The sequence below is a fragment of the Rathayibacter sp. AY1C4 genome (assembly GCF_002932195.1).
In the GTDB taxonomy this organism is placed as follows: Bacteria; Actinomycetota; Actinomycetes; order Actinomycetales; family Microbacteriaceae; genus Rathayibacter.
Genome location: NZ_PSWE01000011.1, coordinates 97727 through 112860 on the forward strand (window position 1 = coordinate 97727; position 15134 = coordinate 112860).

Below are 15134 nucleotides of genomic sequence, written 5' to 3' on the forward strand. Positions count from 1 at the left end.
ACGGGGATGCGAGGAGCAGCGATGACGCAGATCGGCCGCAGCCGCGCGTCCGTCACCGTCCCCGTCTCCGCCTGGAGCTCCGACGCACCCTCGGCCGAAGTCACCCTCGGCTGGGCCGCGCGCACCGAGACCGGCCACGTGCGCAGCGCGAACGAGGACAGCTACCTCGCCAAGAGCCCGCTCTTCGCTGTCGCCGACGGGATGGGCGGGCACGCGGCAGGAGAGGTCGCCAGCGACGCGGTCGTGTCGCGCCTGTCCACCGCGGCGCTCGGCGCGACCGTCGGAGCGGAGGAGATCGACCGGGCGCTTCGGGAGGCGGTCGGGGACATCGCCCGGCAGTCGCACACGGCCGACGTCGGCACCGGGACCACGGTCACCGGGATCGCGCTCACGGTGGTCGGGGGAGAGCCCTACTGGTCCGTCTTCAACATCGGCGACTCGCGCGTGTACCTGAGCGTCGCCGGGACCCTCGTGCAGCTCACCGTGGACCACTCCATCGTCCAGGAGCTGGTCGACGCGGGCCTGATCTCCCGCGACGAGGCCGACGTGCATCCGCACAGCAACGTGATCACCCGCGCGGTCGGCTTCCACGAGGCGCCCGTCCCCGACTACCGGCTCGTGCCCGTCCTCGCCGGATCGCGTCTGCTGATCTGCTCGGACGGACTCACGAAGGAGCTGACCGATGCCGGCGTCGGCCACCTGCTCACCGGCACCGGCTCCGCTCAGGAGGCGGCCGACGCCCTGGTCGACGCCGCGCTGGACAACGGCGGGCGCGACAACGTCACCGTGATCGTCGTCGACGTCCTCGCGGTCACCGGCGACGAGGAGGCCGGCGCACCGGTCTGACGAGCAGCGCTCCGGCACGGGACGGCCGCGGCGGCGGTGCCGCCGGACCGCCCGCACGTGCCGAACGGCCGTACGACGGTCCTGCGCCTGCCGGTTCGCGTCGGGTTCGGCCGGCTCGAGGCTCCCCGCGCCGGCGCTGGGTACGATGGTGAGCGGAAGGGCGTTCTCGGTGATCTGCAGCACGTGTGGCTCCAACCTCGCTCCCGGGGCGATCCTCTGCGGCGAGTGCGGTTCGTCGGTGGCGGCGCATGCCACGACGGGTGCGTCCCGCCCCTCGTCCTCCGGCGACACGACGGTCCTCGACCCGTCCCGCCGTGCCTGGCTGCCGGGCCTGGCCCCCGGCCGGCACCGGCGTCCCGCCCCCGGCGCACCGATGGCGCCGCCCTCGCAGGGGCTCGTGCGCCTCAGCTTCGCGACCGGGCAGCACGCGATCGTGACCGGCAACGGCCTGATCGGACGCCAGCCGCTCCCGGACCCCAACGAGACGTTCCGGCACATCCTCGCGATCCCGGATCCGTCGCGATCCCTCTCCAAGACCCACCTCGAGTTCGGCTTCGACGAGGGCGGGCTCTGGGTCAGGGACCGCTGGTCGGCCAACGGGTCCGTGCTGGTCGCGCCGACCCAGGCGCCGCTCCCGCTCGAGGCCGGCCGCCGCTACCGCGCGAAGCTCGGCAGCCGGATCCTGCTCTCCTCGGTCGAGATGGCGGTCGAGCGCGTCGACGGGTCCGCCGGCGGCTCGGGACGCCCGCCCCTCACCCGCTGACGGCACGGCCTCCGGGGACCGAATCGGCGGTCGACACGGCCTCCGGGTGCGGAATTCGTGACGATCATGTTTCCGGATGAGCGTTCTCCTCCGTTCGCCGTGACAGGCGGATGAGCGCTGTGCCAGTATTTCCCCACGTTCGGCCCTCGAGGCACGAGCCCCGACGCAGTCAGGAGCCCCCGCCATGACCCGTCCCCTCCCGAGGGATCCCGTCCTCCGCCGGGCCGTCGCCGCGGCACGCTCGCACGAGCGCGAGCGCCGGGCGGTCCTCTCGCGTCGGGCGGTCCTCGGCGGGATCGGCCTCGGAGCGGGTGCCCTCGCCCTGGCCGCCTGCGCCCCGCAGACCCGTGCCGCTCCGACCGCCGCCGCCGACGGATCGGCCGGCGACCCGCGCCTGGTGTGGGACAACTGGCCCGCCTACATGGACGAGGACGACGACGGGAACCACCCCACGCTCCAGGGCTTCGAGGAGCAGACGGGAATCGCGGTGACCTACAACGTCGCCGTCGACGACAACAACTCGTACTACGGCAAGGTGAAGGATCAGCTCGCGCTCGGGCAGTACATCGGCGCCGACACGGTCTGCCTGACGGAGTGGATGGTCTCGCGCCTGGTCCGCCGCGGCTACGTGCAGGAGCTCGACCACGCGAACATCCCGAACATCGCCAACCTCACCCCCTCGCTGGCGAACCCCGACTTCGATCCGGGCCGCCGGCTCTCCCTCCCGTACCAGGCGGGGTTCTCGGGCATCTGCTGGAACAGGGAGAAGCTGCCGAAGGGCCTCTCGAGCATCGAAGATCTGTGGGATCCGTCGCTCCGCGGCCGCGTCGGCGTGCTGAGCGAGATGCGCGACACGATCGGGCTCATCATGCTCGCTCAGGGGACGGACATCGCCGGCTCCTGGGGCGACGATGAGTACATGAACGCGATCGACGTCTTCCGCGAGCAGGTCGACGCCGGACAGATCCGCAACATCAAGGGGAACGCGTACCTCAACGACCTGCAGAACGAGGACACCCTCGCGGCGATCTGCTGGTCCGGCGACATCACCCTGATCAACGCCGAGGCCGGCGACAAGTGGGAGTTCGCCTTCCCCGACTCGGGCGGCGCGCTCTGGAACGACACCTTCGTGGTCCCGATGGGCTCCGAGCGCAAGGCGAGCGCCGAGGCCCTGATGAACTACTACTACGAGCCCGAGGTCGCCGCCGAGGTGGCCGCCTGGGTCAACTACATCACCCCCGTGGATGGAGCGAAGGACGTCATGGAGAGCATCGATCCGGAGCTGGCCGAGAACCAGCTGATCTTCCCCGACGAGGACACGCTCGCGCAGGCGCACGTGTTCCGGACCCTGACCGCCGCGGAGGAGAAGGAGTACCAGGCCGAGTTCCAGAAGGTGCTCCTGGGCATCTGATGGCGATCGGGACCTTCGCCGAGAGCGGCGCCGACCTCCAGCTGGTCGGGATCAGCAAGCAGTACCCGGGCTTCACGGCCATCGACTCCCTGGACCTCACCATCCCGGCGGGCTCCTTCTTCGCCCTGCTGGGCCCCTCGGGCTGCGGCAAGACGACGACGCTGCGCCTGGTCGCCGGGCTCGAGGAGCCCTCCGCCGGCCGGATCCTCATCGGCGGGCGGGACGTCACCGAGACGAAGACGTACCAGCGGCCCGTCAACACCGTGTTCCAGTCGTACGCGCTGTTCCCGCACATGTCGATCCTCGAGAACGTCGCCTTCGGCCTGAAGCGGCGGAGGATCGCCGACCCCGTCGGCAAGGCGCACGAGGCGCTCCGTCTGGTCGAGCTCGACCACCTCGCCCAGCGCCGCCCCGCGCAGCTCTCCGGTGGTCAGCAGCAGCGGGTCGCCCTCGCGCGCGCCCTCGTCAACCGGCCCGCCCTGCTCCTGCTCGACGAGCCGCTCGGCGCCCTCGATCTCAAGCTCCGCCGGCAGATGCAGCTGGAGCTCAAGTCCATCCAGGAGGAGGTGGGCCTCACCTTCCTCCACGTCACGCACGACCAGGAGGAGGCCATGACGATGGCCGACACCGTCGCGGTGATGAACAAGGGCAGGATCGAGCAGATGGGCGCGCCGGAGGAGCTCTACGAGCTCCCGCGCACCGCGTTCGTCGCGAACTTCCTCGGCCAGTCCAACCTCTTCACGGGTGAGGTGGTCGGCAGCACCGACCGCGCACTCACCGTCGACGCGGGCGGGCACCGGATCGTCGTGCCCGTCGCCCGCTGCGCCCGCACGAGCGGGGAGATCACGGTCGGCGTCCGCCCCGAGAAGCTCCTGCTGCTGACGCAGGAGCCGCCGGCGGACTCCGGCCGGAACGTGCTCGGGCCCGGCCGAGTGGTCGACGTCTCCTTCAGCGGGGTCAGCACCCAGTACACGATCCGGATGCCGGGCCTGGGCCCGGTGGTCGTCTTCGCGCAGAACATGGTCTTCGGGCCGGTCGTCGGCGAGGGAGCGGAGGTGTGGGTCGGCTTCAGCACCGAGCACGGCTTCGGACTCGCGGACGAACCGGGCTCGGTCCCGCGCTTCGAGGCGGACGACTCCACCAGCGCCATCGCCGTGCAGCGCCGGGGGCTCCTGGCCGGTCGCAGCGGGGGAGCGTAGGCATGGCCTTCGCCGCCTTCGCCACGGGGCAGGCGGATCCTCAGGACGCTCCGGTCCGCCGGCGGTCGACGGTCGCGCTCGTCCTGCTGCTGCCGGGCATCGCCTACATGCTGCTGTTCTTCCTGGCGCCGCTGATCTCGCTCGTGCTCACGTCCTTCCAGGCCGAGGTGCCGGACGGGGACATCGGCGAGTACGCCCCCGGGTTCGCCTGGCAGAACTACCTCGTGGTGATGGGCGACTACTGGCCGCACGTGCTCCGCTCCTTCGGCTACGCGCTGATCGCGACGGTGCTCGCGCTGGTGATCAGCTACCCGCTGGCCTACTTCATCGGAGTGAAGGCGCGGCCCTGGCCGCTGCTGCAGAACCTGCTCCTCACGCTGGTGATCGCGCCCTTCTTCATCAGCTTCCTGCTCCGGACGCTGGCGTGGAAGCAGATCCTCGCGGACGAGAGCCCGCTCGTGCAGGCGCTCAAGGCCGTGGCGGTCCTGCCGAGCGACGGCCACCTCACGGGGACGCCGATCGCCGTGATCTTCGGCATCACCTACAACTTCATCCCGTTCATGACGCTGCCGCTGTACACGACGCTCGAGCGCCTCGACGTACGCTTCCTGGAGGCAGGGTCGGATCTCTACGCGCACCCCGCCTCCGTGTTCTGGAGCGTGACCGTCCCCCTGTCGATGCCGGGCATCGTCTCCGGCACGCTGCTGACGTTCATCCCCGCGGCGGGCGACTACATCAACGCGAGCCGGGACTTCCTCGGCTCGTCGCAGACCTCGATGGTGGGCAACGCGATCGAGGCGAACTTCCTCACGCTCGAGAACTACCCGGCGGCCGCCGCGCTCTCGATCGTGCTGATGGCCGTGATCCTGGTCATCGTCGGCTTCTACGTGAAGCGCAGTGGAACGGAGGACCTCCTGTGACCGCGACGGCCGACCGTCCGCTCGCGAGCGCCCAGGAGGCGCTCGGCGCGTCGCCCCCCGCCCCGATCCGGGGCCGCCGCCGCTTCCGGGGCCTCGGGCTCGGCGTCTACACGGCGCTGGCGCTGCTCTTCCTGCTCATCCCTATCGGGTACACCTTCGTCTTCTCCTTCAACGACTCGGGGAAGAGCAACCTCGCCTGGCGCGGGTTCACCCTCGACAAGTGGGTGTCGGCCTGGACCAGTGAAGAGGTGATGACCGCCTTCGGGAACAGCCTGCTGGTCGGTGTGATCGCCACCGTGCTGGCCACTGCGCTCGGCACCATGATCGCCATCGCGCTCGTGCGGTTCCGCTTCCGGTTCCGGTCGGCGATCAGCCTGCTGCTGTTCCTCCCCATGGCGACTCCGGAGGTGGTGCTCGGAGCCGGCCTCGCCGCGCAGTTCCTCAGCGTGGGCGCCGAGAAGGGGCTGGTCACGATCGTGCTGGCGCACACGATGTTCTGCATCAGCTTCGTCGTGGTCACCGTGAAGGCGCGGGTGGCGAGCCTGGACCCGAAGCTGGAGGAGGCGGGACGCGACCTCTACGCGTCGCCGAACCAGGTCTTCTGGCGGATCACCTTCCCGCTGCTGCTGCCCGGCATCCTCGCCGCGGCGCTGCTCTCGTTCGCGCTGAGCTTCGACGACTTCATCATCACGAACTTCAACTCCGGATCGGTCACCACGTTCCCGAAGTACATCTACATCGCGGCGGCGCGCGGCATCCCGGCGGAGGCGAACGTCATCGCATCGGCGGTGTTCGTCCTGGCGATCCTCGTGGTGGTGATCACGCAGGTCTCCGCGGCGGCCCGGGCGAAGCGCCTCGCGCGCGAGCAGTAGCTCAGGGCGTGCCGGGACGTGCGGTCAGACGTAGGAGGCGCGGATCGCGCCGACCGGGCGCCCGCCGCCCGACACGACCGGGTTCAGCCGCACCAGCACGTCGTTCGCCGCGGTCCGGTCCACCGCGTCCGCCTCGACCAGGAGCTTCAGCGCGACCACGGTCGCGGCGCGGAGGCTCCCGTCGAGGATCTTCAGGGCGACGGTGGTGCCGTCGGGCGAGGCCATCACGAGCACGCCCTCGGCGCCGAGCTTGGCGACCAGGCCCAAGCGCTCGATCACGACGGTGTTGTCCCGGCCCGGGCCGTCGATCGCCCACGCGTTCTCGAGGATCGCGGCCGTGAGGACGCCGGCCTGGCGGTAGAGGCCGAACGGTGAGGCGGGGGAGGAGGACACGATCCGCGAGACGCCCTTCGCCAGCGCGGTCAGAGGAAGGGCGTGCACGGGAGCTCCGCAGCCGTCGATCCCCGAGGCCACGACGCGCTCGCCGGTGAGGCGCTCGATCGTGTCGACGATGTGCTGCTGCAGCGGGTGCGTCCGCTCGAGGTAGTCCTCGGTGCTCCAGCCGTTCTGCACGCAGGCCAGCAGCATCGCCGCGTGCTTGCCCGAGCAGTTCATGTAGAGCGGGTCCGGAGTCGCGCCCGCCCGCAGCAGCTGAGCGCGGGTCCCGGAGTCGCCGGGCCAGTCGGCCGGGCACTGCAGGGCGGTGTGGTCCAGGCCGGCGCGGAAGAGCAGGTTCTGCACCAGCGCCACGTGCTGGGGGATGCCGGCGTGGCTCGCGGTGGCGATGACCGCCTCCGCGCCGTTCAGCTCGACTCCGGCGGTCATCACCGCGAGGGCCTGGAACGGCTTGAGGCAGGAGCGGGGGAAGACGGGAGCCGTCGGGGTGCCGAGGCTGCGGGCGACGCGGCCCTCGGAGTCGAGGAGGACGGCGGAGCCGGCGTGGCGCGACTCGACGAACCCGGATCGCTCGACGACGGCCAGCTCGACGGACTCGGCGACGGTGAAGGTTCCTGCTGGCATCCCCCCATCCTGCCCGATGCGTGGACCGGTCCCGCGCTCCCGGAGACGCCGAAGGCCACCGGGGAGCGCCTCGGCGCCCGCGGTGGCCTTCGGAGGATCGCGCCTAGAGGGTGGCGAACGCGTCGGCGATGACCGACACGGCGTCGTCGAGCAGCTCGTCGGTGAGGGCGAGGCTCGGCAGGAAGCGGACCACGTTGCCGTAGGTGCCGGCGCTCAGCACGAGGACCCCGTGCTGGGCGGCGTAGTCGATGATCGCCTGGACCGCGACGGCGTTCGGCTCCTTCGTGGTGCCGGCGGTGCCGGGCTGCACGAGCTCCATCGCCATCATCGCGCCGATGCCGCGGACGTCGCCGATGATGTCGTAGCGCTCCTGCAGGCCTCGCAGCGCCGCGCCCAGGCGTGCGCCGATCCGGTCGGCCTCGGCGAGGAGGCCCTCGCGCTCGATGCGCTCGAAGACCGCGACGGCGGCGGCGGCGGCGACGGGGTTCCCGCCGAAGGTGCCGCCCAGTCCGCCGGCCTGCGCCGAGTCCATGATCTCGGCGCGGCCAGTCACGCCCGCGAGCGGCAGGCCGCCGGCGATGCCCTTGGCCGAGAGGACGAGGTCGGGGACGAGGCCGAGGTGCTCGCTGGCGAACCAGGCGCCGGTGCGGGCCATGCCCGACTGGATCTCGTCGGCGACGAAGACGATGCCGTTGGCCGTGCACCACTCCTGCAGTGCCGGGAGGAAGCCGTCGGCGGGGACCATGAAGCCGCCCTCGCCCTGGATGGGCTCGGCGACGAGGCAGGCCAGGGCGGACGCGCCGACGGTCTTCTCGAGGTACGAGATCGCGCGCTGGGCGGCCTCGGCTCCCGACAAGCCGTCGTGGTACGGGTACGAGCTCGGCGCACGGTGGACGTCGCTGGCGAAGGGTCCGAAGCCCAGGCCGTAGGGAAGCGCCTTGAAGTTCATGGCCATCGTGAGGTTCGTGCGTCCGTGGTACGCGTGGTCGAGCACCGCGACGCCGGGGCGGCCGGTGTGCTTGCGCGCGATCTTGACGGCGTTCTCGACCGCCTCGGCACCGGAGTTGACCAGGACGGTCTTCTTGGCGAAGTCGCCGGGGGTGTGCTGGGCCAGCAGCTCCGCGACGCGGATGTAGGGCTCGTACGGAGTGACGGTGAAGAGGGTGTGCGTGAGGCGCGCGAGCTGCTCCGCGGCGGCCGCGACGACGGAGTCGTCGGTGTGCCCGATCGTCGTGACGCCGATGCCGGCGCCGAGGTCGATGAAGCTGTTGCCGTCGACGTCGACCAGGATCGCGCCGTGCGCGCGGTCGATGTAGACGGGGAGCGCGGTGCCGACGCCGGTGGGCACGACGGCGAGGCGGCGCTCGTGCAGGGCCCGGGATCGCGGCCCGGGGATCTCGGTCGCGACGCGCCGCTCCTGGGGGACTGCGGACGTGGGAACCTGGGGGGCGAGCGTGTCTGTCATGGTCCTCGGAGTCTACCCGCGGGGGTTCCGCGTCCAGAGGTCCAGACCGGCGCGACCGGCCTGATCCACCGCCGTCGAGGAGGAGCCCGATGAAGTCCGAGCACGAGTACGCGGTGTCCGTCGTCTGGGAGGGCGACCGGGGCACCGGCACGAGCGGCTACCGCGAGTACGGGCGCCAGCTGACCGTCACGGCGGAGGGCCCGGCGCCCATCCTCGCCTCGGCCGACACGCCCTTCCGGGGCGACGCCGACCGCTGGAACCCGGAGCAGCTGCTCCTCGCGGCGCTCGCGCAGTGCCACCTCCTCTCCTACCTGCACGTGGCGGTCAAGAACGGAGTCGTCGTCACCGGCTACACGGACGACGCGGTGGGCTCGATGCTGCAGGAGGGGGAGAGCGGCCGCTTCACCTCGGTGACCCTCCGGCCCCGCGTCACTGTCGCTGAGGAGTCGATGGTGGCGATCGCCCAGACGCTGCACGCCGAGGCCTCCCGGCTCTGCTTCATCGCGAACTCGGTGAACTTCCCCGTCGCCCACGAGCCGGAGGCGTCCGCGCGCTGAGGCTCAGCGGCGCTCGTGCGGGAGCGCCCGGCGGATGCGCTCGACCGTGGTCGTCGGCGGCGACTCGTTGTACGCACCGGCGAGCTCCTGCCCGGAGAGCGCGTGGACGGCCGCCATCACCTCGTCGGTGGCGTGGCGTCGGGCGCGGCCGGAGTCGGCGGAGCCGTGCCGCGAGAGGTCCAGCGGAGCCCCGAAGCGGACCGTGATCCGGTGCAGGCGCGGCACCCTCGTGCCCACCGGCTGGAGCTCCTGCGTGCCGATCATGCCGACGGGGACCACCGGCGCGCCCGTGGTGAGGGCGAGCCATGCCACTCCGGTGCGGCCCTTGTAGAGGCGCCCGTCGCGGGAGCGGGTGCCCTCGGGGTAGACGGCGAACGCCTCGTCCCGCTCGAGGATCGCCCGGCCGAGGTCCAGCGCCTCCTGAGCGGCCTGGCCGGCGCCGCGCTCGACCGCGACGGCTCCGACGCTCGTGAAGAACGCGCGCGAGAGGGCGCCCCGCACGCCGGTCCCCGTGAAGTAGTCCGACTTGGCCAGGAACTGCACCGGCCGCGGGGCGAGCAGCGTCAGCACCGGGGAGTCGATGAACGAGAGGTGGTTGGCCGCCAGGATCACGCGTCCCTCGGCCGGGACGTTGTCGCGCCCCTCCACGATCGGCCGGTAGACCAGCCGGCCGACGCCGCCGATGGACAGGCGCGCCAGACGCGCGGAGAGGCCGATCCCCGGGGGAGTCGGCCTCTCGTGGTCGTCGTCGATCCGCATTCCGACGAAGCTACCGGGGCGTCCATGCCGCTCCGGTCATGCGGCGGATCAGCCGAACTGGGCGAGCGCCTCCTCGATGACCGTCGCGGCGTCGTCGATGAGCTCCTCGCTGATGACCACGCTCGGCATGATCCGCAGCACGCTGTCCCAGCTGCCCGCGTCGAGGACGATCACGCCGTTCGTGGTGGCATGCTTCAGGATCGCGGTGAGCGCCTCCGGGTACTGCTTCTTCGTGCCCGGGTGGACGAGCTCGACGCCCCACATCGCGCCCTTGCCGCGGACCTCGCCCACGACCGCGAAGCGCTCGGCCCAGTCGCCGATCCGCGCCTGCAGCAGGCGCTCGACCCGCTGCGCCTCCTCCAGCAGGCCCTCGGACTCGATCGCCTCGAACGTCGCGAGCGCCGCGGCGGTGGAGACGGGGTTGCCGCCGAACGTGCCGCCGATGCCGCCGGGCTGCACGGCGTCCGTGATCTCGGCGCGGCCGGTGACGGCGGCGAGCGGGAAGCCGCCGGCGATGCCCTTGGCCGTCGTGATGAGGTCCGGGACCACGCCGTGGTGCTCGATGGAGTACCAGGTGCCGGTGCGGGCGATGCCGGCCTGGATCTCGTCCGCGACGAAGACGATGCCGTTCTCGGTGCAGAACTCGGACAGGCGGCGGAAGTAGCCCGGCGCCGGGATGATGATGCCGCCGTCGCCCTGGATCGGCTCGACGAAGAGCGCGGCCAGCTCCTGCGCGCCGATGTGGGTGGTGATGTAGTCGATGGTGCGCTCGGCCGCCTCCTCGCCCGTCATGCCCTCGGGGTCGCGGAACGGGTAGCTGATCGGGAGGCTGTAGATCTCGCCCGGGAAGGGGCCCATGCCCGCGCGCTCCGGCCAGGGGCGGTAGGTCATCGCCATCGTGAGGTTGGTGCGGCCGTGGAAGGCGTGGTCGAGCGTCGCGATGGCGCGGCGGCCGGTGAACTTCCGCGCGATCTTGACGGCGTTCTCGACCGCCTCCGCGCCGGAGTTGACCAGGATCGAGTGCTTCTCGAAGTCCCCGGGGGTGATCTCGGCGAGCTTCTCGGCGACCCGGACGTAGTTCTCGTACGGAGTGACGGTGAAGAGGGTGTGCGTCAGCTTCTCGGCCTGCGCGGCGGCCGCCGCGGCGACCGCGGGGTGCGCGTGGCCGATGGTGGTCACTCCGATGCCGCAGCCGAGGTCGATCAGGCGGTTGCCGTCGACGTCGACCAGGACCGCGCCCGACGCGTGGTCCATGTAGATGTTCGCGAGCGTCCCGGCGCCGCGGGAGACGCTGGCGACGCGGCGCTCCTGGAGGGCGACGGAGCGCGGGCCGGGGAGCTCGGTGACGAGCTCTCGGGACTGGGGGACCGAGAATTCACGCATGCCCCGATGGTAGGCCTGGGACCGTTCGAGGACCCGCACCCAGCGCGTTGCGAGGCGCGCCGTGCAGGATGGAGGCGATCCCCGAACGTCCACCGGCCGCCGCCGGTCACGAAAGGTGCCCCTGTGCGCAGAACCCTCGCGATCCTCGCCGTCCTCGGCGCCTCCCTGAGCCTGGCGGCCTGCACCCCCGGGGAGCCGGATGCAGCGCCGTCCGCCTCCGCCACCCCGCTCGGCTGCGCGACCGAGGGCGAGGCGACCGCCGCAGTGCAGACCAGCGGCGACTTCGCCACCAAGCCGGTCACCGTGTTCCCCAGCCCGGTCAGCGTGGACGCCACCGAGCGCTCCGTCGCGATCGAGGGCACCGGCGAGGAGGTCGCCGAGGGCGACACCGTGCTGGTCGACTACACGCTCTACAACGGGACGAGCGGTGCCGAGTTCTCGGCGAGCAGCTACGCGTCCGGTGGCCGCGCGGCCTTCGAGGTCGACACCGACCAGTACCTCGCCGGTCTCGTGAAGGCCGTCAACTGCGCGACCGTCGGCTCGCGCGTCGTCGCCGTCGTTCCCCCGGCCGACGCGTTCGGCGACGCCGGGCAGAGCCAGTTCGGCATCGCCGCGACCGACTCGATCGTCATGGTGATCGACGTCGAGCAGATCGTGCCGACCGCCGCCGACGGCGAGCCGCAGCCCCCGGTCGACGGCCTGCCGACGGTGGCGCTCGCCGAGGACGGGGCGCCCACCGTCACCATCCCCTCGACCGACCCGCCCGCCGACCTGCAGCTCGCCGTCCTCAAGAAGGGGAGCGGCGCGACCGTGGCCGACGGCGACCAGCTGATCGTGCAGTACCAGGGCGTGGTCTGGGGCACCGGCGAGGTGTTCGACCAGAGCTGGGGGAAGCCCGCTCCCGCCGCCTTCGGCACCGGCGACGTGATCGAGGGCTTCAAGGAGGCCGTGGTCGGCCAGACCGTCGGCTCGCAGGTGCTGGTCACCATCCCGCCGTCGAAGGGCTACGGCGACCAGGGCAACCAGAACGCGGGGATCAGCGGGACCGACACCCTCGTCTTCGTGGTCGACATCCTCGCCATCAGCTGACCGGGAGGCGCTGGGCGCTCCGTGCCAGGATGGGCGGATGCGCAGGGTCATCATCCTCGGCTCGACCGGGTCCATCGGCACGCAGGCTCTCGACGTCATCGGCGCGAACCGCGAGCGGTTCGAGGTCGTCGGCCTCGCCGCCGGCTCGAACCGGGCGGCGGTCGCCGAGCAGGCGTCCGCGTTCGGCGTCGAGCACACGGCGTTCGGCGCGGAGGAGGCCGAGCAGCTGATCCGCTCGGTCGACGCGGACGTCGTGCTGAACGGGATCACCGGCTCGGTGGGGCTCGGCCCGACGCTCGCGGCGCTCGAGGAGGGCAGGACGCTCGCCCTCGCCAACAAGGAGTCGCTGATCGTCGGCGGCGAGCTCGTCACCTCGCTCGCCGGTCCCGGCCAGATCGTGCCGGTCGACTCCGAGCACTCCGCGATCGCCCAGGCCCTCCTCGCGGGCGAGCACCGCGAGGTCCGCCGCCTCGTGCTGACCGCGTCCGGCGGGCCGTTCCGGGGACGCGACCGCGCCTCCCTCCGCGACGTCACCCCGGCGCAGGCGCTCGCGCACCCGACCTGGGACATGGGCCTGGTCGTCACGACCAACTCCTCCACCCTGGTCAACAAGGGGCTCGAGGTGATCGAGGCGCACCTGCTCTTCGACGTCCCCTACGACCGGATCGACGTCACCGTGCACCCGCAGTCGGTGATCCACTCGATGGTCGAGTACGTCGACGGCTCGACGATCGCCCAGGCCTCGCCGCCGGACATGCGGCTCCCGATCTCGCTCGGCCTCGACTGGCCGCACCGCGTCGCCGGGGTCGGCGTCCCGCTCGACTGGACCCGCTCCCACTCCTGGACGTTCGAGCCGCTGGACGAGGAGGCGTTCCCCTCGGTCCGGCTCGCGAAGCGCGTCGGGGAGGCGGGCGCCTCCTACCCGGCCGTGTTCAACGCGGCGAACGAGCAGGCCGTGCAGGCGTTCCACGCGGGGCGGATCGGCTACCTCGACATCCTCGAGACGGTGGAGGCGGTGGTCGACGCGCACAGCGTCGACGGCACGCTGACCCGCGAGTCGCTGGCCGCGGCGGAGGAGTGGGCGCGCCGCACGGCGGACGAGCGGATCGCCGGAGTCTGACCAGGGGTCATCCGGACGGGCTCCGTTTCCGCGGATCCTTGTCGGCGGACGTCGCGCCGCTGATCCTCTCGGCCGCGGAGTTCATCGGATCCGTGCAGGCGCACCCCAGCGTGGACGGGCGGGCCCGGCCTACAGTGTGTCGGTGGAATCCGTGCTGCTCTTCGTCCTCGGCGTCGTCATCATCGCCGTCGGCGTCGCCCTCTCCATCGCCCTGCACGAGGTCGGGCACCTCCTCCCCGCCAAGCTGTTCGGGGTCAAGGTCACGCAGTACATGATCGGGTTCGGGCCGACCCTCTTCTCCCGGCGCCGAGGCGAGACGGAGTACGGCGTCAAGGCGATCCCGCTCGGCGGCTACATCGCCATGATCGGCATGTACCCGCCGAAGCACCCGGGGGACCGGCCCACGGAGTCGAGCACCGGTTTCTTCAACGGCCTGGCGTCCTCCGAGGCCCAGCTCGAGGAGCCCCGGCGCGGCGCCTACGCCACGATGATCGACGAGGCCCGCGCCGCCAGCGCCGAGACGATCGGCGACGGCGAGGACCACCGCGCGTTCTACCGGCTCCCCGTGTGGAAGCGCGTGATCGTCATGGCCGGCGGCCCCTTCATGAACCTCGTGATCGCCACGGTCCTCTTCACCGTCCTCCTCTGCGGCATCGGGATCCCGCAGAGCACCAGCACCCTCGCCGCGGTCTCGCAGTGCGTGGTCCCGGAGTCGCAGCGCGCGACCGCGACCTGCACCGCCGACGACCCGCTGGCACCCGGAGTCGCGGCCGGCCTGCTGCCGGGCGACACGATCACGGCGATCGACGGCACTCCGGTGAGCACCTGGAACGATCTGACCCCGATCATCCAGCGCTCCGCGGGCGTCCCGCTCAGCGTGTCCGTCCAGCGCGACGGCGCCCCGCTGACCCTCACGATCACCCCCGCCGAGAACGAGGTCGCGGTGACCGACGCGAACGGCGCCCCCGTCACCGACGCCTCCGGTGCGATCGAGACGCAGACGGTCGGCTTCATCGGCATCTCGCCCACATCGGCCCTCGCGCAGCAGCCGGTCACCGCGGTGCCCGAGACGGTCTGGTCGAACATCACCAGCGTCGCCCATGTGATCCTCAACCTGCCGCAGCGCCTCATCGACGTCGCCCGGGCGGCGTTCGGCTCGGAGGCGCGCGATGCCAACGGCCCGATCAGCGTCGTCGGAGTCGGCCGGATCGCGGGCGAGATCGCCGCCTCCGACCAGCTCCCCGTCGTGTCGAAGGTGCAGACGATGGTCGGCGTCCTCGCCTCGCTCAACGTCGCCCTCCTCGTCTTCAACCTGGTGCCGCTGCTCCCCATGGACGGCGGCCACATCGCCGGCGCCCTCTGGGAGGGCCTGCGCCGCCGGATCGCCAAGCTCTTCGGACGCCGCGACCCCGGCCCCGTCGACATCGCCCGCCTGCTCCCGCTCACCTACGTCGTCGTCCTCGTCCTCGGCGGCATGAGCGCCCTCCTCATCTACGCCGACATCGTCAAGCCGATCACGCTGTTCTGAGTTGGATTCCACGCCGGGCCTCGCCCGGCGTGGCGCGGTCGGCTTCTCGGGGTGGGGGCGTGGGTGGAGCGGGGTGCGGACGGCTGGGGCGAATCGCTGGGACGCGATTCACCCGTTCGCCTCGCGGGTGGCAGGACGGGCCTCGCCCGGCGTGGTGCGGTCGGCTCTGCGAGGTGGGGTGTGGGTGGAGCGGGGTGCGGGC

General features: G+C 71.8%; 14 protein-coding genes. 10 read left to right on the forward strand and 4 right to left on the reverse strand.

Going from position 1 to position 15134, the window contains the following annotated elements; all coding sequences use genetic code 11:
- Positions 1 to 21: 21 nt before the first annotated feature.
- From C5C99_RS07715 to C5C99_RS07740, 6 genes are all read left to right on the forward strand, one after another.
- Complete coding sequence (locus tag C5C99_RS07715; RefSeq protein WP_104272666.1) at positions 22 to 846, forward strand: PP2C family serine/threonine-protein phosphatase; 825 nt, start codon at positions 22 to 24, stop codon at positions 844 to 846.
- Between the two features lie 238 nt (positions 847 to 1084).
- Entirely contained in the window at positions 1085 to 1609 is a 525-nt protein-coding gene (locus C5C99_RS07720) for a hypothetical protein (RefSeq protein WP_104223034.1), read from the forward strand.
- Between the two features lie 184 nt (positions 1610 to 1793).
- On the forward strand, positions 1794 to 3020 hold the full coding sequence (locus C5C99_RS07725; protein WP_104339870.1) for a PotD/PotF family extracellular solute-binding protein: 1227 nt from the start codon (positions 1794 to 1796) through the stop codon (positions 3018 to 3020).
- Positions 3020 to 4219 (forward strand): ABC transporter ATP-binding protein, encoded by a 1200-nt coding sequence (locus tag C5C99_RS07730; RefSeq protein WP_104223036.1) that lies wholly within the window; start codon positions 3020 to 3022, stop codon positions 4217 to 4219. Before C5C99_RS07725 ends, C5C99_RS07730 begins: the two co-directional genes overlap by 1 nt.
- 2 nt (positions 4220 to 4221) lie before the next feature.
- Complete coding sequence (locus tag C5C99_RS07735; RefSeq protein WP_104260097.1) at positions 4222 to 5139, forward strand: ABC transporter permease; 918 nt, start codon at positions 4222 to 4224, stop codon at positions 5137 to 5139.
- 65 nt (positions 5140 to 5204) lie between these two features.
- A complete protein-coding gene (locus C5C99_RS07740; protein WP_181027101.1) occupies positions 5205 to 6011 on the forward strand; it encodes an ABC transporter permease in 807 nt (268 codons plus the stop codon).
- Positions 6012 to 6035: 24 nt separating this feature from the next.
- Here C5C99_RS07740 and C5C99_RS07745 read toward each other — a convergent pair whose 3' ends face one another.
- Both C5C99_RS07745 and gabT read right to left on the reverse strand, forming a co-directional pair.
- On the reverse strand, positions 6036 to 7031 hold the full coding sequence (locus C5C99_RS07745; protein WP_104223039.1) for an asparaginase: 996 nt from the start codon (positions 7029 to 7031) through the stop codon (positions 6036 to 6038).
- A gap of 103 nt (positions 7032 to 7134) precedes the next feature.
- On the reverse strand, positions 7135 to 8496 hold the full coding sequence (gabT, locus tag C5C99_RS07750) for a 4-aminobutyrate--2-oxoglutarate transaminase (RefSeq protein ID WP_104223040.1): 1362 nt from the start codon (positions 8494 to 8496) through the stop codon (positions 7135 to 7137).
- An 89-nt stretch (positions 8497 to 8585) separates the two neighbouring features.
- Here gabT and C5C99_RS07755 point away from each other — a divergent pair, with 89 nt between their 5' ends.
- Positions 8586 to 9053: an OsmC family protein gene (locus C5C99_RS07755; RefSeq protein WP_104223041.1), complete on the forward strand. Its 468-nt coding sequence runs from the start codon at positions 8586 to 8588 to the stop codon at positions 9051 to 9053.
- Positions 9054 to 9056: 3 nt separating this feature from the next.
- Here the strand turns inward: C5C99_RS07755 and C5C99_RS07760 are convergent, their stop codons facing one another.
- Together C5C99_RS07760 and C5C99_RS07765 are read right to left on the reverse strand one after the other, a co-directional pair.
- Positions 9057 to 9812, reverse strand: coding sequence for a 1-acyl-sn-glycerol-3-phosphate acyltransferase (locus tag C5C99_RS07760; protein ID WP_104223042.1), 756 nt, complete (start codon positions 9810 to 9812; stop codon positions 9057 to 9059).
- Between the two features lie 48 nt (positions 9813 to 9860).
- On the reverse strand, positions 9861 to 11195 hold the full coding sequence (locus C5C99_RS07765; RefSeq protein ID WP_104339871.1) for an aminotransferase class III-fold pyridoxal phosphate-dependent enzyme: 1335 nt from the start codon (positions 11193 to 11195) through the stop codon (positions 9861 to 9863).
- Positions 11196 to 11318: 123 nt separating this feature from the next.
- Here C5C99_RS07765 and C5C99_RS07770 point away from each other — a divergent pair, with 123 nt between their 5' ends.
- The 3 genes from C5C99_RS07770 to C5C99_RS07780 all read left to right on the forward strand — a co-directional run bounded on the left by C5C99_RS07770 (position 11319) and on the right by C5C99_RS07780 (position 14932).
- Positions 11319 to 12284, forward strand: coding sequence for an FKBP-type peptidyl-prolyl cis-trans isomerase (locus tag C5C99_RS07770; RefSeq protein WP_159939270.1), 966 nt, complete (start codon positions 11319 to 11321; stop codon positions 12282 to 12284).
- Positions 12285 to 12321: 37 nt separating this feature from the next.
- Complete coding sequence (gene dxr, locus C5C99_RS07775; RefSeq protein ID WP_104223045.1) at positions 12322 to 13404, forward strand: 1-deoxy-D-xylulose-5-phosphate reductoisomerase; 1083 nt, start codon at positions 12322 to 12324, stop codon at positions 13402 to 13404.
- A 142-nt stretch (positions 13405 to 13546) separates the two neighbouring features.
- Positions 13547 to 14932 carry an RIP metalloprotease gene (locus C5C99_RS07780; RefSeq protein WP_258063663.1) on the forward strand — a complete coding sequence of 462 codons (1386 nt, stop codon included), beginning with the start codon at positions 13547 to 13549 and terminating at the stop codon, positions 14930 to 14932.
- The last annotated feature ends 202 nt before the right edge of the window (positions 14933 to 15134 follow it).

What these genes read in the sequence shown, in the direction of transcription:
- C5C99_RS07730 (WP_104223036.1), top strand. Translation starts at nt 3,020, where the DNA reads ATGGCGATCGGGACCTTCGCCGAGAGCGGCGCCGACCTCCAGCTGGTC.
- C5C99_RS07755 (WP_104223041.1), top strand. Translation starts at nt 8,586, where the DNA reads ATGAAGTCCGAGCACGAGTACGCGGTGTCCGTCGTCTGGGAGGGCGAC.
- dxr (WP_104223045.1), top strand. Translation starts at nt 12,322, where the DNA reads ATGCGCAGGGTCATCATCCTCGGCTCGACCGGGTCCATCGGCACGCAG.
- C5C99_RS07735 (WP_104260097.1), top strand. Translation starts at nt 4,222, where the DNA reads ATGGCCTTCGCCGCCTTCGCCACGGGGCAGGCGGATCCTCAGGACGCT.
- C5C99_RS07765 (WP_104339871.1), bottom strand. Translation starts at nt 11,195, where the DNA reads ATGCGTGAATTCTCGGTCCCCCAGTCCCGAGAGCTCGTCACCGAGCTC.
- C5C99_RS07715 (WP_104272666.1), top strand. Translation starts at nt 22, where the DNA reads ATGACGCAGATCGGCCGCAGCCGCGCGTCCGTCACCGTCCCCGTCTCC.
- C5C99_RS07745 (WP_104223039.1), bottom strand. Translation starts at nt 7,031, where the DNA reads ATGCCAGCAGGAACCTTCACCGTCGCCGAGTCCGTCGAGCTGGCCGTC.
- C5C99_RS07760 (WP_104223042.1), bottom strand. Translation starts at nt 9,812, where the DNA reads ATGCGGATCGACGACGACCACGAGAGGCCGACTCCCCCGGGGATCGGC.
- gabT (WP_104223040.1), bottom strand. Translation starts at nt 8,496, where the DNA reads ATGACAGACACGCTCGCCCCCCAGGTTCCCACGTCCGCAGTCCCCCAG.
- C5C99_RS07725 (WP_104339870.1), top strand. Translation starts at nt 1,794, where the DNA reads ATGACCCGTCCCCTCCCGAGGGATCCCGTCCTCCGCCGGGCCGTCGCC.